Annotated in this window: 16 protein-coding genes; 13 read left to right on the forward strand and 3 right to left on the reverse strand. The window is 75.2% G+C overall.

The features are described from left to right. Positions 1-197: 197 nt before the first annotated feature. The 10 genes from BLW63_RS26865 to BLW63_RS26870 all read left to right on the forward strand — a co-directional run bounded on the left by BLW63_RS26865 (position 198) and on the right by BLW63_RS26870 (position 9,723). Entirely contained in the window at positions 198-950 is a 753-nt protein-coding gene (locus BLW63_RS26865; RefSeq protein WP_091157763.1) for a hypothetical protein, read from the forward strand. A 65-nt stretch (positions 951-1,015) separates the two neighbouring features. Next, positions 1,016-2,677, forward strand: coding sequence for a molybdopterin-dependent oxidoreductase (locus BLW63_RS14710; RefSeq protein ID WP_091157766.1), 1,662 nt, complete (start codon positions 1,016-1,018; stop codon positions 2,675-2,677). A 100-nt stretch (positions 2,678-2,777) separates the two neighbouring features. After that, positions 2,778-3,461, forward strand: coding sequence for a fasciclin domain-containing protein (locus BLW63_RS14715; RefSeq protein ID WP_211517119.1), 684 nt, complete (start codon positions 2,778-2,780; stop codon positions 3,459-3,461). A gap of 152 nt (positions 3,462-3,613) precedes the next feature. Then, complete coding sequence (locus BLW63_RS14720) at positions 3,614-4,270, forward strand: fasciclin domain-containing protein (protein ID WP_091157772.1); 657 nt, start codon at positions 3,614-3,616, stop codon at positions 4,268-4,270. A gap of 80 nt (positions 4,271-4,350) precedes the next feature. Beyond that, positions 4,351-4,938, forward strand: a complete 588-nt coding sequence (gene pyrE / locus BLW63_RS14725; RefSeq protein WP_211517120.1) for an orotate phosphoribosyltransferase — start codon at positions 4,351-4,353, stop codon at positions 4,936-4,938. A gap of 219 nt (positions 4,939-5,157) precedes the next feature. Beyond that, on the forward strand, positions 5,158-7,110 hold the full coding sequence (locus BLW63_RS14730; protein ID WP_244522587.1) for an FAD-dependent oxidoreductase: 1,953 nt from the start codon (positions 5,158-5,160) through the stop codon (positions 7,108-7,110). 77 nt (positions 7,111-7,187) lie between these two features. Beyond that, the gene (gene fbaA / locus BLW63_RS14740) at positions 7,188-8,222 is read left to right on the forward strand and encodes a class II fructose-bisphosphate aldolase (RefSeq protein ID WP_091157781.1); all 1,035 of its coding nucleotides are present in this window, start codon (positions 7,188-7,190) and stop codon (positions 8,220-8,222) included. A gap of 78 nt (positions 8,223-8,300) precedes the next feature. Next, positions 8,301-8,723: a DUF3151 domain-containing protein gene (locus tag BLW63_RS14745; RefSeq protein WP_091157785.1), complete on the forward strand. Its 423-nt coding sequence runs from the start codon at positions 8,301-8,303 to the stop codon at positions 8,721-8,723. Between the two features lie 166 nt (positions 8,724-8,889). Further along, entirely contained in the window at positions 8,890-9,477 is a 588-nt protein-coding gene (locus BLW63_RS14750) for a hypothetical protein (RefSeq protein ID WP_091157788.1), read from the forward strand. Between the two features lie 105 nt (positions 9,478-9,582). Further along, positions 9,583-9,723 carry a GPGG-motif small membrane protein gene (locus BLW63_RS26870; protein ID WP_170856786.1) on the forward strand — a complete coding sequence of 47 codons (141 nt, stop codon included), beginning with the start codon at positions 9,583-9,585 and terminating at the stop codon, positions 9,721-9,723. Between the two features lie 59 nt (positions 9,724-9,782). Here BLW63_RS26870 and BLW63_RS14755 read toward each other — a convergent pair whose 3' ends face one another. Next, positions 9,783-10,400 (reverse strand): hypothetical protein, encoded by a 618-nt coding sequence (locus tag BLW63_RS14755; protein WP_091157792.1) that lies wholly within the window; start codon positions 10,398-10,400, stop codon positions 9,783-9,785. A 66-nt stretch (positions 10,401-10,466) separates the two neighbouring features. Between BLW63_RS14755 and BLW63_RS14760 the strand changes: the two genes are divergently transcribed. Continuing rightward, on the forward strand, positions 10,467-11,756 hold the full coding sequence (locus tag BLW63_RS14760) for an adenylosuccinate synthase (RefSeq protein WP_091157795.1): 1,290 nt from the start codon (positions 10,467-10,469) through the stop codon (positions 11,754-11,756). 72 nt (positions 11,757-11,828) lie between these two features. Here BLW63_RS14760 and BLW63_RS14765 read toward each other — a convergent pair whose 3' ends face one another. Beyond that, positions 11,829-12,890, reverse strand: a complete 1,062-nt coding sequence (locus BLW63_RS14765; protein WP_091157799.1) for a glycerophosphodiester phosphodiesterase family protein — start codon at positions 12,888-12,890, stop codon at positions 11,829-11,831. A 104-nt stretch (positions 12,891-12,994) separates the two neighbouring features. Between BLW63_RS14765 and rsgA the strand changes: the two genes are divergently transcribed. Together rsgA and purD are read left to right on the forward strand one after the other, a co-directional pair. Next, entirely contained in the window at positions 12,995-14,017 is a 1,023-nt protein-coding gene (gene rsgA, locus BLW63_RS14770; RefSeq protein WP_139263548.1) for a ribosome small subunit-dependent GTPase A, read from the forward strand. Between the two features lie 41 nt (positions 14,018-14,058). Next, positions 14,059-15,351, forward strand: a complete 1,293-nt coding sequence (purD, locus tag BLW63_RS14775; RefSeq protein ID WP_091157803.1) for a phosphoribosylamine--glycine ligase — start codon at positions 14,059-14,061, stop codon at positions 15,349-15,351. Here purD and BLW63_RS14780 read toward each other — a convergent pair. Continuing rightward, positions 15,338-16,738, reverse strand: a complete 1,401-nt coding sequence (locus tag BLW63_RS14780) for an AI-2E family transporter (RefSeq protein WP_091157806.1) — start codon at positions 16,736-16,738, stop codon at positions 15,338-15,340. The genes purD and BLW63_RS14780 overlap by 14 nt on opposite strands. Between the last annotated feature and the right edge of the window lie 80 nt (positions 16,739-16,818).

Consider the following 16,818-nt stretch of genomic DNA (forward strand, 5'->3'; position numbering starts at 1 on the left):
CGGGCCCTCGTGCGACGGGGACCGCCGTGGGTGCGTCCCGTGGGGTCCGGAACAGCCGCCGGCCGCACCTCGGCGACGCGGACGCCGCGGCCGCGGTGTCATCGATCCGGTCTCGATCGCCCACCGGTACTGGCCCGCCTCGCGCGGGTCCGTGATCATCGGGGCCAGGAACCCGCGGGACGACGAGGGAGCGTGGCATGACGTCAGGACAGGGCGGGCAGGAGCCCCAGCAGGGCCAGCCGCCGCAGGGCCAGCCGGGCGGGCAGGGCCCGCCGGGGCAGGGCTGGCAGAACCCGCCGCCGCAGCAGGGCTGGCAGAACCCGCCGGCCCCGCAGCAGGGCGGCTGGCAGGGGCCGCAGCAAGGCTGGCAGGACCCGCAACAGGGTTGGCAGGACCCGCAGCAGGGCTGGCAGGGTCAGCCGCCCTACGGCTACGGCGCCGCGCCCTCGGCGCCCGGCTACCAGTTCCCCTCGGAGGCACCCGAGCGGCCGACGACGGTGCGTGTGGGGGTCGGGGCCTTCATGGCCACGCTGATCCTCGGGATCATCTCCTCCCTCGTGCAGTTCTCCGACATCGACGGCCTGGTCGCACAGGCCGTGGCGGTCGCGAACGACCCGGCGGTCACGCAGGACGTGATCCGAGCGGGGATCGTCGTCGGCGCGGTCATCGGCCTGCTGCTGACCGCCCTCCAGGCGCTGTTCATCTGGTTCGCCTGGAAGGGGCGCAACTGGGCGCGCATCGTGCTCCTGGTGCTCGGCGGCATCTCGGTGCTCTTTGGTCTCAGCGCCCTGGCCGGCGCCGGTGGCGGCGTCGCGGGGTCCGGTTTCCTCGACTCGCTGTCGGTCTTCTCCCTGCTGCTGACCATCGTGGGGGTCGTCGCGCTGGCGCTGCGGCCCTCCACCGAGTGGTACCGGGCGATGACCGCCCGCAGGCAGGCCGGGCTCCGCTGACCATCCGTTACGGAACTGTTACCGAGGTGGTGAACCCGTAGGGCGGCTGGTCGCGAAGACCAGTCGTGACCACCACCGAGCAGGCCCCGGCCGCGGCGAGCGCGCCGGACGGGCAGGGCGGCGGGCGGCGGCGAGGCCGCCGTCCGCTCGCCGCCGTGGCCGGGTTGCTCTCCGCCGGCGTCGCGCTGGGCGGGGCCGAGATCGTCGCCGGGCTCATCGGTCCGCAGTCCTCGCCGGTCGTCGCCGTGGGCGACACGGTCATCACCCTCGTCCCGGAGCCGGTCAAGGCCTTCGCGATCGAGACCTTCGGCGAGGACGACAAGACCGCCCTCGTCGGCGGCACGCTGGTGCTCGTCGCGGTGTACGCCGCGGTCCTCGGCGTCCTGGCGCTGCGCCGCCGGGCGGTCGGGATCGGCGGGATCGCGCTGTTCGGCCTGGTCGGCGCGGCCGCGGCGGTCACCGGCCCCGCCGGCGGGCCGCTCGACGCGTTGCCGGCCCTGGCCGGCGCGCTCATGGGCGCCGCGGCGCTGCTCGCGCTGCTGGCCCCGCTCACCGCGCCGGCCACCGGCAGCCCGCACGCCCCCGCCGACGGGGCCCCACTCGCCGAGCGGCTGCGCACCGCCCTCGGCTCCGGCGATCGCAAGGGCGTCGGCCTCGATCGCCGGCGCTTCTTCCTCACGAGCGGGGCCGCCCTGGGCGCCGCCCTCGTCACGGGGGGCGGCGGACGACTGCTCCTGAGCCGCTTCGACGTCGGCGGCGCCCGGGCGGCCCTCACCCTCCCGGCGCCTGCCTCCCCGGCCGCGCCGCTGCCGGCCGGCGCCGACCTCGCCGAGCGGGTCGAGGGTCTGACCCCGCTGTTCACCCCGAACCGCGAGTTCTACCGGGTGGACACCGCGATCACCGTGCCGCAGGTCGACCCGGCGGAGTACCGGCTGACCCTCCGCGGGATGTTCGACGCCCCCCGCACCTACACGCTCGACGACCTGCTCGGCCGCGACGACGTGATCGAGCGCGACGTCACCCTGACCTGCGTCTCCAACGAGGTCGGCGGCCGGCTGGCCGGGACGGCGCGCTGGCTCGGCGTGCCGCTGGGCGCCCTGCTCCGCGACAACGGGATCCAGCCCGGTTCCGACCAGCTCGTGTGCCGCTCGGTCGACGGGATGACCATCGGCGCCCCGACCCGGTCGGCGCTCGAGGTCGAGGACGCGATGCTCGCCTTCGGCATGAACGGCGAGCCGCTCCCCGTGGAGCACGGCTTCCCGGTCCGCATGCTGATCCCCGGCCTCTACGGCTACGTCTCGGCCTGCAAGTGGGTGACCGGCATCGAGGCCGCCACCTACGACGCCTACGACGCCTACTGGACCGAGCGCGACTGGGCCGCCCAGGCGCCGATCAAGCTCGCCTCCCGCATCGACACCCCCGCCCCGCTGCGTCGGTTCCCGGCCGGCCGCCGTCCGATCGCCGGCGTGGCCTGGGCGCAGACCCGCGGCATCGGTGCGGTCGAGGTCCGGGTCGACGACGGCCCGTGGCTGCCCGCGGAGCTCTCGCCGCAGGTGGACGCCGACCTGTGGCGGCAGTGGGTGCTGCCCCACGACTTCGCTCCCGGCTCGTACCAGCTGACCGTCCGCGCGACCAGCGCCGACGGCGAGGCGCAGACCGAGGAGCGGGCCGCTCCGTTCCCCGCCGGGTCGAGCGGCCTGCACTCCATCCGGGTAACCGCGACCTGACCCACCCCAGGACTCGTCTCGGCCGCCGGCCGCAGGCGCGCCCCCGTCCCAGCCAGGGCGGGGCCGGCAACCCCGCACGACGACGACCAAGGAGATCCCCGTGAAGCGCACCCTCACCCGCACCGCCCTGCTGACCGGCGCCTCGGCCCTAGCGCTGAGCATCACCGCCTGCGGCGCCGAGGACACCGCGTCCGACGCCGCCGACAGCGCCGGCAGCGCGGCCAGCAGCGCCGCCGAGGACGCCATGGACGGCGGCTCGTCGGCGCCCTCCGGCGACAGCGCCACGTCCACCGAGGAGCCCTTCGGCGAGGGCTGCACCGCCGTCCCCGCCGACGGCGAGGGCTCCTTCACCGGCATGACCGACGACCCCGTCGCCACCGCCGCCAGCAACAACCCGGTGCTGTCGACGCTGGTGCAGGTCGTTCTGCAGGCCAACCTGGTGGACACCCTCAACAGCGCCCAGGACATCACCGTCATCGCCCCGGCCAACCCGGCCTTCGAGGCCGTCCCGCCGGACGCGCTGCAGGCGGTGCTGGCCGACAACGCCCAGCTGACCGCCATCCTCAGCCACCACGTCATCGAGGGCCGCCTGGCCCCCGACGAGCTGGCCGGCACGCACACCACCCTGGGCGGCGACGAGATCACCATCGAGGGCTCCGGCGAGGACTTCACCGTCGCCCAGACCGTGACCGGCACCCCGGCCTCGGTCATCTGCGGCAACGTCCAGACGGCGAACGCCACCGTCTACATCGTCGACCAGGTGCTCGCCCCGGCCGGCGCTTGAGCGAGGACCCCCTTCCAGGGGTGGGCTGCGGGCCGTCGTCCGACCGGACGGCGGCCCGCAGCCGTGTGTCGGACGGCAGCCGCGCGGTTACGTGCAGTCGCGGCTCGCGCCGGGGATGATGGCGGTGCCCCCGACGAAGGAGCCCCCACCCCGTGACCCGCACCCCGACCCGACGCGCCCTGCTCGGCGCCGCAGCCGTGCTGGCGCTGCCGCTGGCCGGCTGCGGTGCCGACGAGCCGGCGGACGACGTCGCCGCGGCGAGCAGCGCTCCAGCGACGACCGCAGCGAGCGCGGCCGCCCCGCCGGCGCCGACCGGCCCGTTCGGCGCCGGCTGCGCCGCCCTTCCGGCCGAGGGCCCCGGCAGCCCGGCCGCCCTCGCCGCCGCCCCCGCGGCGACCGCGATGTCGACGATCCCCGGTCTGACCAACACGGTGGTCACCGTGCACGCGGCCGCGCTCGCCGCCTCCCTCGACGCGACTCCGGACCTCACCGTGCTGGCCCCGGTCAACGAGGCCTTCGCCGCCGTCCCGCCCGCCACGCTCGACCCGCTGCTGGCCGACACCCCGCGGCTGACCGCCCTGGTCACCCACCACGTGATCGCCGGCCGCCTGGCGCCCGGCGAGCTGGCCGGCACGCACACCACGCTCCACGGCGGCCAGGTGACCATCGACGGCGCCGGCGAGGCCTACACGATCAGCGCCGACCAGACCCTGCTGGGCGCCGCGGACGCGACCGTGATCTGCGGCAACCTGCCGACTCTCAACGCCACCGTGTACGTCGTCGACCAGGTGCTCACCCCGCCCGCCTGAGGGTGCGGGACCGGCCTCCCCCAGGGGCTCGCCGCGAGCCCGCGAGCGGTGGGGAGGGCGGTCCTCCTAGGGTCGGCGGCATGGACACGGACGCCCGCCCTCCCCATCCCTCGTCCCCCGGGGAGCGGGCCGCCCTGCCCGATCGCGACCGGTTGCTCGAGCTCGTCGTCGACCTCGCCGTCGTCCACGGGAGGGTGACGCTGTCCTCCGGGCAGGAGGCCGACTGGTACATCGATATGCGCCGGCTGACGCTGCACCACGAGGGCGCGCCGCTGGTCGGCCGGGTCATGCGCCAGCTCACCGGGGACCTGCGCTACGACGTCGTCGGCGGGCTCACCCTGGGCGCCGACCCGGTGGCGACGGCGATGCTGCACGCCGCGGCCGCCGGCGAGGGCTTCCTCGACGCGTGCGTCGTCCGCAAGAGCGGCAAGGCGCACGGGCTGCAGCGGCGAATCGAGGGCCCCGACGTCGCCGGTCGCGCCGTCCTCGTGGTCGAGGACGTCTCCACCACCGGCGCCAGCCCGCTGACCGCCGTGGAGGCGCTGCGCGAGGCCGGCGCCGAGCCGGTCGCGGTGGCGGTCGTCGTGGACCGCGGCGGGCGGGCCGCGGTGGAGGCGGCCGGCCTGGACTACCGGGCCGCGTTCACCCTCGCCGACCTGGGACTCTAGAAGGACCCAATTGCCCCCCGCCACTCGCAGGCTCGCGGCGGGACCCTGCAAGGGGGCCGGGGCCGGGCGAGATCGGCGATCTCGCCGGGTGCGGGCCGCGTCGTACGGTGTGGCGGTGACCACCGTGACGACGGCGTGGCCGACCGAGCAGACCGCGCTCGACCCGTCCGGCCTGCTGGACTCCGGCGAGGTGCTGAGCCGGCGGCCGACGGCGACGCCGTGAGCGCGGAGCGACTGCTCGTCGTCGGAGGGGACGCCGCCGGCATGTCCGCGGCCGCGGCGGCGCGACGGCTGCGGGACGCCGGCGACCTCGCCGTCACCGTCCTCGAGCAGGGCCCGGAGGTCTCGTACTCGGCCTGCGGGATCCCTTACTGGGTGGGCGACCTCGTCGAGGACCGCGACCGGCTGATCGCCCGCACGCCGCGGGACTTCGCCGCCCGCGACATCGAGGTCCGCACCGGCACCCGCGCCGAGGAGCTCGACCTCGACGCCGGCACCGTGCGCACCGGCGACGGGGAGACGCTCGGCTTCGACCGGTTGGTGCTGGCCACCGGCGGCCGGCCGCTGCGCCCGGACGTCCCGGGCCTGGACGCGCCGGGCGTCCACGGGGTGCACCGGCTGGCCGACGGCGCCGACATCCGCGCCGCGGTCGCCGCGGGCGCGCGCCGGGCGGTCGTGCTGGGCGGTGGCTACATCGGCCTGGAGATGGCCGAGGTGCTGCAGGCCCGCGGGCTCGAGGTCACCGTCGTGCTCGCCGACGCCCTGCCGATGTCGCTGCTCGACCCCGACATGGGCGAGCGGGTCTGCAAGGCGATGGGGGACATGGGCCTCGACGTCCAGCCCGACCAGCCGGTGCGGGCGGTCGAGACCGGTGCGGACGGCGCCCCACGGGCGGTCACCACCGACGCCGGAAGCTACCCGTGCGACCTCGTCGTCCTCGGCCTGGGCATGGGCCCGGAGGTGGAGCTGGCCCGCGCCGCGGGCCTGCGGATCGGCGAGACGGGGGCCGTCGAGGTCGACCGCACCCAGCGCAGCCGCTCGCACGAGGCGGTCTATGCCGCCGGCGACTGCAGCCAGACCTTCCACCGGCTGACCGGCGAGGCGGTGCACGTCGCGCTGGGCACGCACGCCAACAAGCAGGGCCGGGTGGCCGGCTCGGTGATCGGCGGGCGGGCCGCCCGCTTCGCCGGTGTCCTGGGCACGGCGCTGACCAAGGTGGGCGACCTGGAGATCGGGCGCACCGGCCTGTGCAGCGGCCAGGCCGAGGCCGCCGGCTACGACTTCCGCACCGAGACCATCGAGGGGACGACGCGAGCCGGTTACTACCCGGGCGCCGAGCCGATCACGGTCAAGCTGGTCAGCGACAGCGGCTCCGGGCAGCTGCTCGGCGCGCAGGTCGTCGGGGGCCGGGGGCGGGCAAGCGGATCGACGTCCTCGCGACGGCGATCTGGGCCGGGCTCACCGCCGAGGACCTCGCCGGCTCGGACCTCTCCTACGCGCCCCCGTTCTCGCCGGTGTACGACCCTGTGGTGGTCGCCGCGCGGATCGCCAGCCGGGGAGAGCAGGGCTGAGGTGGCCGCCGCGACCGACGTCCGCGACCAGGACTGGTACGGCGACGACCTCTCCGGCCGGGAGCACACCGGGGTCAGCTTCAGCCGGGTCGACCTGTCCGAGACCACGGACGACGGCGCCGTCTTCACCGACTGCGTCTTTCGGGACTGCCGGTTCACCCTCAGCCGGCACACCGACGCGGCGTTCCTGAACTGCACCTTCACCGGCTGCTCGTTCGCCCAGGCGGTGTTCACCGACTGCAAGTTTGTCGGCAGCACCTTCGACCGGTGCACCTTCGACCTGGCCACCGTCGAGGGCGGCGACTGGTCCTTCGTCGCCCTCCGCCGCGCGGACCTGTCACGGGCGGCGTTCACCGGCGTGCGGATGCGCGAGGCCGACCTCACGGAGGTGCGGGCGGCGGGGGCGATCCTGCTGCACCTGGACCTCTCCGCGGCGCAGCTGGCGGGCGCCGACCTCTCCGGCGCCGACCTGCGCGGCAGCGACCTGACCGCGCTGGACCCGCGGGAGGTCGACCTGACCGGCGCGCAGGTCGACGGCGGGCAGGCGGTCGTGCTCGTGACCGCCCTGGGGCTGCGGGTCGGCCCGGAGGCCGCCCGCTAGCGGGGTGTCGCACCCGTCCCGCCGGGCGCGATACTGACCGTCGGACCAGCGCCGCCACCAAGCGAGGAGTGCCCCGCATGCCCATCGCGACCCCCGAGGTATACGCCGACATGATCAACCGGGCCAAGGAGGGCGGCTTCGCCTACCCGGCGATCAACTGCACATCGTCGGAGACGGTCAACGCCGCGCTGCGCGGCTTCGCCGACGCCGGCAGCGACGGGATCATCCAGTTCTCCACCGGCGGCGCCGAGTTCAGCTCCGGCACGCGGGTGAAGGACATGGTCACCGGCGCCGTCGCGCTGGCCGAGTTCGCGCACGTCGTCGCCGAGAAGTACCCGGTCAACATCGCGCTGCACACCGACCACTGCCCCAAGGACAAGCTCGACGCCTACGTCCGCCCGCTGATCGCCCTGTCGAAGGACCGGGTCGACGCTGGCCAGGCGCCACTGATCCAGTCGCACATGTGGGACGGCTCGGCGATCGACCTGGACGAGAACCTGTCGATCGCCGAGGAGCTGCTGGAGAGGACCGCCGCGGCGAAGATCGTGCTGGAGGTGGAGATCGGCGTCGTCGGCGGCGAGGAGGACGGCGTCGCGCACGACATCAACGAGAAGCTGTACACCGCCGAGGGTGACTTCGTCGCCACGGCCCGGAAGCTCGGCCTGGGGGAGCGGGGCGTCTACCTCCTCGCCGCCACGTTCGGCAACGTCCACGGCGTCTACAAGCCGGGGAACGTCAAGCTGCGCCCGGAGATCCTCAAGCAGGGTCAGGACGTCGTCGCCAAGGAGTTCGGTCTCGCCGACGGTGCCAAGCCGTTCAACCTGGTGTTCCACGGCGGCTCGGGCTCGGCGCAGGAGGAGATCCGCGAGGCGCTCTCCTACGGCGTCGTGAAGATGAACATCGACACCGACACCCAGTACGCCTTCACCCGGCCGATCGTCGGCCACATGTTCACCAACTACGACGGCGTGCTGAAGGTGGACGGCGAGGTCGGCAACAAGAAGACCTACGACCCGCGCACCTACATGAAGCTCGCCGAGACCAACATGGCCGCGCGTGTCGTCGAGGCCTGCGAGGACCTGCTGTCGGCCGGCCAGTCGCAGGGCGCTTGACATGACCGAGCTCGCGAGGTCACGAGTGGACACAGCGGGGCGGCCCAGCAGGCCGACGAGCGCCAGCGAGGAGGTCTGATGGGGCACCCGCACTCCAACCTCCTCGGCGAGCCGCCGGCCACGCTGCTGCCCGGCAACCCGGAGGCCGACGGCGAGCTCGAGGCCGGCAACCCGCCGGCCGAGGTCGCCGCGCACCACCCCACGGTGAGCGCGGCGTGGGCGGCGCTGGCCGAGGAGGCGATCGACCGTCCGGAACGGGTGCTCACCGACGTCATCGAGGCCTACGCCTACGCCCGCACCGGCTACCACCGCGGCCTCGACGCGCTGCGCCGCAACGGCTGGAAGGGCTACGGACCGGTGCCGTGGTCGCACGAGCCCAACCGCGGGTTCCTGCGCTGCGTGACGGTGCTGGCCCGGGCCGCGGAGGCGATCGGCGAGACCGACGAGCAGGAGCGCTGCACCCAGCTGCTGCGCGACTGCGACCCGTCCCTGGCGCCGTGACGGGGGAGCTGGGGCCCGAGGACCGTCGGGCCCCGCTCCCACCCGGGGTGGACCGGTCGCGGGGACCCGGGAGGGGGTCCTCGCACCGACCGGGACACGGACAGCGGCTCAGCAGCGGCCGGGGACGGCACCTGGCTGCGGTGTCGTCCGGTAGGACGACGATGTGATGGACTCCTCGCCCGCGGCCGTGACCGCGCGCCTGCGTCCGCTGCTGCTCGCCGTCCACGAGGCGCTGTCGGCCGGCGTCGCGGTCAGCGCGGCGATCCACGCGCAGCACGGCTGGCACCCGACCGCCGACCGGCACCTGGACCACCAGCTGGTCCGCCGCGAGGCGATGGAGCGGCTGCGGCCCTGGGGCGCCGGGCCGGATGAGCTCTCCGACCCGCTGCAGGCCCGCCGGCTGGAGTTCCTCGACGCCGGCGCCGAGAACCTGGGCCTGCCGATGAGCGGGCTGATCCTCCGCACCCCCACGGACGTGCTGCGCGTCTGGCGCTCGGACGACGGGGAGCTGCCCGCCGCGGCCACCGACGGCCTGCGCGCCTTCTACCGCCAGGACCCCGGCCGCCAGCTCCAGCTCGCCCTCGAGCCCGGCGGGCCACGGGCGGTCCCGGGGCACCTGGCGCTGCTGTGGGCCGACTCCGGAGGCGTCCTCACCCGCTTCGACCTGGTCCGGCCGTGCGGGCACGTGGGCCGGCGGGTACAGGTGGACTGGCACGTCGACCTCCGCGAGCGGCTGGGCCGCCCAGCCGCCTGAGGTCACCCTGCGTGATGCGACGACGCAGAACGGGCGGTGGGAGCCGGAGATCGTTCACTCCCCGTGCCCAGCGTTCGGTCAGGACGCCAGTTCGGGGGGCGCACCATGCTCGCCATCCTCGCCATCCTCGCCGCCCTCGTCGTCGCCGGCATCGTGGCCATCGTCCGCAAGCAGTTGCTGTGGGGGATCGTGCTGATCGTCGTGGGGCTGCTCGTGGGCCCCGGCGGGGCCAACTTCTTCGCCTGATCGCGGCCCTGTCCCGGGTCCCGCCCCGAGCGTGCGAGGGGCGGGGAGGACGGGGCCTCTCAGGGCTGCAGCCGCCAGCGCACCCGGTCGTCGGCGTACCAGGTCCAGCGGGCGACCGGCCGCGGGTGGGGGACGCCGTCCCGGGTCACCCGGGCCGGGTCGCAGGCGATCTGCACCGCGCGTCCGCTGGTGCGCCGGCCGGGCCGCAGGGGCAGCGTCATGACCGTCACGTCGAGGGTGTCCACGGCCCGCCAGTCGGGCCGGACGTCGATGCGGGTGATCTGCCCGTCGGCGACCTTGACCGCGTCGTGGTGTGCCTGCGCGCCCAGCCGGCGTGCCAGCGGGCGGCGCCGGTCGTCCCCGGCCGCCTCCAGCCGGCCGTGGTGCAGCAGCACGCCGCCGTGGTCGTCCCGCACCAGGCCGAGTTCGCGCGCGGCCCCGGTGCCGACCCCGAGCGCGCGGGCCAGGCCGGCCGAGTCGCGGTCGTCGGCGGGCTCCCACGAGACGGGGACGGCGGCGGTGCGCCCGGCCTTCCACAGCGTGGTGAGCACCGCCGCGAGCGCCGGGACCGGCCCCCTCACCAGCGCCGAGCCGGCCTCGGCCGCCGGTGCGACCTGCTCGCGCGCGGGTGCGGCGTCCGGGGCCAGGCCGCGCAGGTCGAACTCGACGAGGGGCATGCCGATACCCTGCCACCTGCCAGCCGGTCGACCGCCGGTGACGAGTCCGAGGGGGACGACAGCGAGATGCCGGCAGTCGTGCTGATCGGCGCCCAGTGGGGCGACGAGGGCAAGGGCAAGGCCACCGACCTGCTCGGGGGGCGGGTGCCGTACGTCGTCCGCTACCAGGGGGGCAACAACGCCGGGCACACGGTGATCACGCCGGACGGGGAGCGCTACGCGCTGCACCTGATCCCGTCGGGGATCCTCACGCCCGGGTGCACGCCGGTCATCGGCAACGGCGTCGTTATCGACCCGGAGGTGCTCATCGGCGAGCTCGCGGGACTCGAGGAGCGCGGCGTCGACACCACGCGGTTGGTCATCTCGGCCGACGCGCACCTGATCATGCCGCACCACCGGGCGCTGGACCGGGTCACAGAGCGCTTCCTCGGCAAGCGCCGGATCGGCACGACCGGCCGCGGCATCGGCCCGGCCTACGGCGACAAGGTCGCCCGCACCGGCATCCGGGTGCAGGACCTGCTGGACCTGTCGATCCTGCGGCAGAAGCTCGAGGGGACGCTGCAGGAGAAGAACCAGGTCCTGGTCAAGGTCTACAACCGCAAGGCCATCGACGTCGACGAGGTCGTCGACGAGTACGCCGGCTACGCCGAGAAGCTGCGGCACCGCATCGCCGACACCCGACTGCTGCTGGCCCACGCCCTCGACGCCGGCGAGTGGGTGCTGCTGGAGGGGTCGCAGGGCACGCTGCTCGACGTCGACCACGGCACGTACCCGTTCGTCACGTCGTCGTCCCCGACCGCCGGCGGTGCGGCGGCCGGCTCGGGGATCGGCCCCACCCGGATCGAGCGCGTGGTCGGCATCCTCAAGGCCTACACGACCCGCGTCGGCTCCGGCCCGTTCCCCACCGAGCTGCACGACCAGTGGGGGGACTACCTCCGCACACAGGGCGGCGAGGTCGGCGTGACCACCGGGCGCGACCGCCGCTGCGGCTGGTTCGACGCCGTCGTCGCCCGCTACGCCGGCCGGGTCAACGGCATCACCGACTACTTCCTCACCAAGCTCGACGTCCTCTCGGGGCTGGAGACGGTGCCGGTCTGCGTGGCCTACGACGTCGACGGCGTACGGCACGACGAGATGCCGATGACGCAGACCGACTTCCACCACGCCACGCCGGTCTACGAGGAGATGCCGGGCTGGTCCGAGGACATCCGGACCTGCCGGTCCTTCGACGAGCTGCCGGCCAACGCGCAGGCCTACGTCCGACGGCTGGAGGAGCTCTCCGGCGCGCGGATCAGCGTCATCGGCGTCGGCCCCGGTCGTGACGAGAACGTCGTCCTGCACGACCTGATCGGCTGAGGGCGACGATCAGCTGAGCTGATCGGACACGGTCCTGACTCACCACTGGTGGTGAGCCAGGACCCACGATGATCAGGTCACCTGATCATCCGGGACACGCCTACGCGGCGGTGGCGAGGTGTACAGCTCCTGGCGGGCGGCCACGGCGATCTCGGGGGCGTCGGTGATCAGCCCGTCGACGCCGAGGGCCAGCAGCAGCCGTGCCTCGGTCCGCATGTCGCCGGTCCCGCTCGGGGCCTCCCCGCGGCGCAGGTGCCGGGGCAGGAAGGCGTTCTCCGGGCGCAGCGTCCACGGGACGACGACCAGCCCGGCGCGGTGTGCCTGGGCGATGAGGTCCGAGACGCCGGTCATCGCCTGGTCGGCGTCGCGCAGCAGGATCCGGTGCCGGCTCGGCGCGATGCCCTGCGCGTAGGTGCTGACCTCGCGCAGGCCCGCCGGGGTGACCAGGTGGTCGTCCGCGCCGGCGTCGTCCACCAGCTGCAGCATCGTCGGCCCCCGGTCACCGAGGTCCGCCCGCAGCTGGCGCAGCGCGGCGGCGTCGAAGGACTGGACGACGACGGTCCCGTCGGGGCCGGCGGCACCCAGCCGGCGCAGCTCGGCGGCGACCAGCTGGTTCATCGGGACGCCGGCCTCGGAGTCGAACCAGCTGGGCTTCTTCAGCTCGGCCAGCACGCGGACCTGCCGGGAGGCGGTCGAGCGGCGCCGGGCGATCGCGACCACGTCGGCGAGGGTGAGGATGCCGGACCGTCCGTCGTAGGTGGTGTTCAGCGGCCGCAGCGCCGGCATCCGCTCGACGGCGCGCAGCGTGCGCAGCTCGGCGAGGGTGAAGTCCTCGGTGAACCAGCCGGTGCGTTCCCGGCCGTCGACGACCCGGGTGGTGCGCCGGGCGGCGAACTCGGGACGGTCGGCGACGTCGGTGGAGTGGGACAGCTCGTTCTCGTGCCGGACGACGAGCGCGCCGTCCCGGCTGACCACGATGTCGGGCTCGACCAGGTCGGCGCCGAGGTCGATGGCCAGCTCGTAGCTGGCTGCTGTGTGCTCGGGCCGGTACGCGGAGGCGCCGCGGTGACCGACGACGACGGGACGGGCAGTGCGGGTCGCCGGGACGGTCGCCGGCAACGCGATCGCTCGCATGACCTCTACAACACCCGAGCGAGGTGTCCATGACGCGAACGCGCGCCGACTGGTCGGCCACAATTCGGACGACACAGCGCTGACCTGCGCGGGACCATGCCGACGTGACGGATCTCTCACCTCTGGGGTGGACGCCGGGGCTTGACGCGGAGCTGCCCGCGGGTGCCCGGCCGGGCCGGGTCGCCCGCGTCGACCGCGGCCGGCTGACCGTGCTCACCGCCGACGGCGAGCTGCGCGCGCACCCGGCGCCGGCCCTGCTGGAGGACGCCGGCCCGGCGGTCGGCGACTGGGTGGCGCTGCGCGGCGAGCTCGCCGTCGCGGTGCTGCCCCGCCGGACGGCGTTCACCCGCGTCGTCGCCGGACGGACGTCGGCCGAGCAGGTGGTCGCGGCCAACCTCGACCTGGTCCTGGTCGTGGACGCGCTGACCACCGCGCCGCGATTGCGCCGGGTGGAGCGCTACCTGGCCGTCGCCTGGGGCAGCGGGGCGACCCCGGTCGTCGTCCTCACCAAGGCCGACCTGTGCGACGACGTCCCCGCGGCGCTGGCCGCCGTGGCCGAGGACGCCGTGGGCGTCGACGTCCTGGCCGTCAGCTCGGTGACGGGGGAGGGGGTGGATGCCGTCCGCGCGCTGCTCGGCCCCGGGCGGACGGCGGCGATGGTCGGCCCGTCGGGTGTCGGGAAGTCCAGCCTGGCCAACGCGCTCGCCGGGACCGCGGTGGCGGCCACGCGCGGGATCCGCGAGACCGACGGCCGCGGCCGGCACACCACGACCGCGCGCGAGCTGCACCGGCTGCCCGGCGGCGGCCTGCTCGTCGACACCCCGGGGATGCGCGAGCTCGGGCTGGTCGACGACGAGGGCATCGACACCGCCTACGCCGACGTCACCGAGCTCGCCGCCCAGTGCCGGTTCCGCGACTGCGCGCACCGCACCGAGCCCGGCTGCGCCGTGGCCGCCGCGATCGAGGACGGCCGGCTGGACCCGGCCCGCTACACGGCCTGGCGCAAGCTGCAGGCCGAGGCGCACCGCCAGGCGCTGCGCTCCGACGCCCGCGCCCGCGCCGCCGAGCACCAGCGGGTCAAGGCGCTGCACCGCGCCTACCGGTCGCAGCCGAACCGGCTGCGCTAGTCGTCCGCCCTGCCCACCGGCCGCCGGTAGGGTCGCCGTCCGTGCGCGTGCTCGTGATCGGCTCCGGTGCTCGGGAGCACGCCCTGTGCGTGGCTCTGTCCTCCGACCCCGCGGTGACCGCGCTGGCCTGCGCGCCGGGCAACGCCGGGACCCGGGCGATCGCCGAACCCGCAGCGGTCGACGTCGCCGACCCGGTCGCCGTCGCCGCGCTCGCGACGTCCTGGCGTGCCGACCTGGTCGTCATCGGCCCCGAGGTGCCGCTGGTCGCCGGCGCCGCCGACGCCGTCCGCGACGCCGGCACCGCCTGCTTCGGCCCGTCCGAGCAGGCCGCGCAACTCGAGGGCAGCAAGTCCTTCGCCAAGCACGTGATGGCCGCGGCCGGCGTCCCGACCGCCCGGTCCTGGCCCGTCGGCGGCCCGGCCGAGCTGGAGACGGCGCTGGACGAGGCCGGGGCGGGCGGGGGAAGTGCCCCGTACGTGGTCAAGGACGACGGGCTGGCCGCCGGCAAGGGCGTCGTCGTCACGACCGACCGGGACGCGGCCGTGGCCCACGGGCGCCGGGTGCTCGACGCCGGCGGCGCGGTGCTCGTCGAGGAGTACCTCGACGGCCCGGAGGTCTCGCTGTTCGCCGTCACCGACGGGACGACGGTGCTGCCGCTGCTGCCCGCCCAGGACCACAAGCGCCGCGACGACGGCGACGGCGGACCCAACACCGGCGGGATGGGCGCGTACGCGCCGCTGCCGTGGGCGCCGCCGGGCCTGGTCGAGGAGGTGCTGGCCACCGTGCTGCAGCCGACGGTCGACGAGCTGCGCCGCCGGGGCGAGCCGTTCTCCGGGCTGCTCTACGCGGGGCTGGCGCTGACCTCCCGCGGGGTGCGGGTGGTGGAGTTCAACGCCCGCTTCGGCGACCCGGAGACCCAGGTGGTGCTGCCGCTGCTGGAGACCCCGCTGGCCGGCCTCCTGCACGCCGCGGCCACCGGCACGCTGGCCGACCACCCGCCCCTGCGCTGGCGCGACGGGGCCGCGGTGACCGTCGTCGTCGCGGCGCCGGGCTACCCGGAGCGGCCGCGCACCGGCGACCCGGTCACGGGCGCCGACGCGGAGGGCGTGCTGCACGCGGGCACCACCGTGGACGCCGAGGGGACGGTCCGCTCCGCCGGCGGGCGGGTGCTCGCCGTGACCGCCGTGGGCGACGACCTCGCGGCGGCCCGGCAGCGCGCTTACGAGCAGGTCGCCCGGGTGCGGCTGGCCGACGCGCACTGGCGGACGGACATCGCGCTGGCCGCGGTCGAGGGCCGGATCACCCTCCCGGCGGGCTGGGTCACTTCGCCGTGACCGCCGGCCGGGCGCGCTCCCGGCGCGGCTCGGGCGGCCGCGGGCCGTCGTACCGGCGCGACAGGTAGGTGCCGGCCACGTTCGCGCAGGCCACGGTTGGCACGGCGATGAGCGCCCCGAAGATGCCGGCGACCAGCAGCCCAGCGGCGATCGCGAGGACGACGGCGAGCGGGTGCACCCGAACCGCCCGGCCCAGCAGCAGCGGCTGCAGGACGTGTCCCTCCAGCTGCATGACGAGGATGACGACGGCCAGCGCGATCAGGGCGGTGATCGGGCCCTTAGAGACGAGCGCGACGAGCACGGCCACGGTGCCGGCCAGGAACGACCCGATGATCGGGATGAACGCGCCCAGGAAGACCAGCGCGGCCAGCGGGATGACCAGCGGGACGCCGAGCACCGCCAGCCCGATGCCGATGCCGATCGCGTCGACCATGGCCACGGCGGCCGTGGCGCGCACGTAGGAGATCAGCGTGCGCCACGAGCGGCGGGCGGCCTCATCGACGTACGCCCGCGACTCCCGTGGGAAGAGGCCGACCAGCCACAGCCAGATCGAGCGGCCGTCCTTGAGGAAGAAGAACAGGGTGAACAGCGCGAGGAGGATGCCCGTGGCCACCTCGCCGACCGTCACGGCGGTCGTGAGCGCGCCGGAGGCGAGGACGTCCTCGTTGTCGACCAGCGTCTGCTGCAGCTGGGCGACCGCGCTCTCCAGCTGGGTCCGGGTGACGGGGAAGGTGCGCACGACCAGGTCGCGGACCTGCTCGATGCCCTGACCAGCCTGCGCGGCCAGGTCGCCGAAGCCGGTGGCGACCTGCTGGACGACGAGCGTGATGATCCCGGAGACGGTGCCGAGCCCGACCACGAGCATCGTGAGCGCGGCGAGGACCGGGGGCCAGCCGTGGCGGACCAGCGCCGCGGCGCCCGGTTGCAGCAGCGCGGCCAGCAGCAGCGCGACGATGACCGGGACGACGACCACGGCCACGTAGGCGGACGCCCAGAGCAGCAGGTAGAGCCCGGCCAGGACGACGATGAGCCGCCAGGACCAGGCGGCGGCCACCCGCAGCCCCCGAGGCACCTCGTCCTCGGGGGTACCCGGTCTGCGTGCGGAACGACGGCGGTCGGCCGGCGCCCGGCGCCGCTGTTCTCCGGCCGGCGGTCCGCTGACGCCGCCGGGCCCGAGCGGGCCGTCGAGGTCGGGCGCGCCGGGCTCGGGGCTGCCGAGAGGGGGCCGGCCGGCGTCGTCCGCCGTCGCCTCCCCGTCGAGGTCCTCGTGGTCGTCGTCCGGGTGCGCGGACGGGTAGTGGTGCAGCCAGGCGTGCGGGTCGTGCTCGCGGGCGGCGCGGATCCGCTCCCGAGCCCGCGTCAACAGGTGGGTGCCCCGTCGCAGCATCGGGTTCCTCCGGCGAGCAGTAGGGGCCGTCGCTGACAGCATCGACCCTGCGGGAGACTGGGGCACGTGGTGCGACGAAG

Origin of the sequence: Geodermatophilus africanus, assembly GCF_900107105.1 — a bacterium.
In the GTDB taxonomy this organism is placed as follows: domain Bacteria; phylum Actinomycetota; class Actinomycetes; order Mycobacteriales; family Geodermatophilaceae; genus Geodermatophilus; species Geodermatophilus africanus.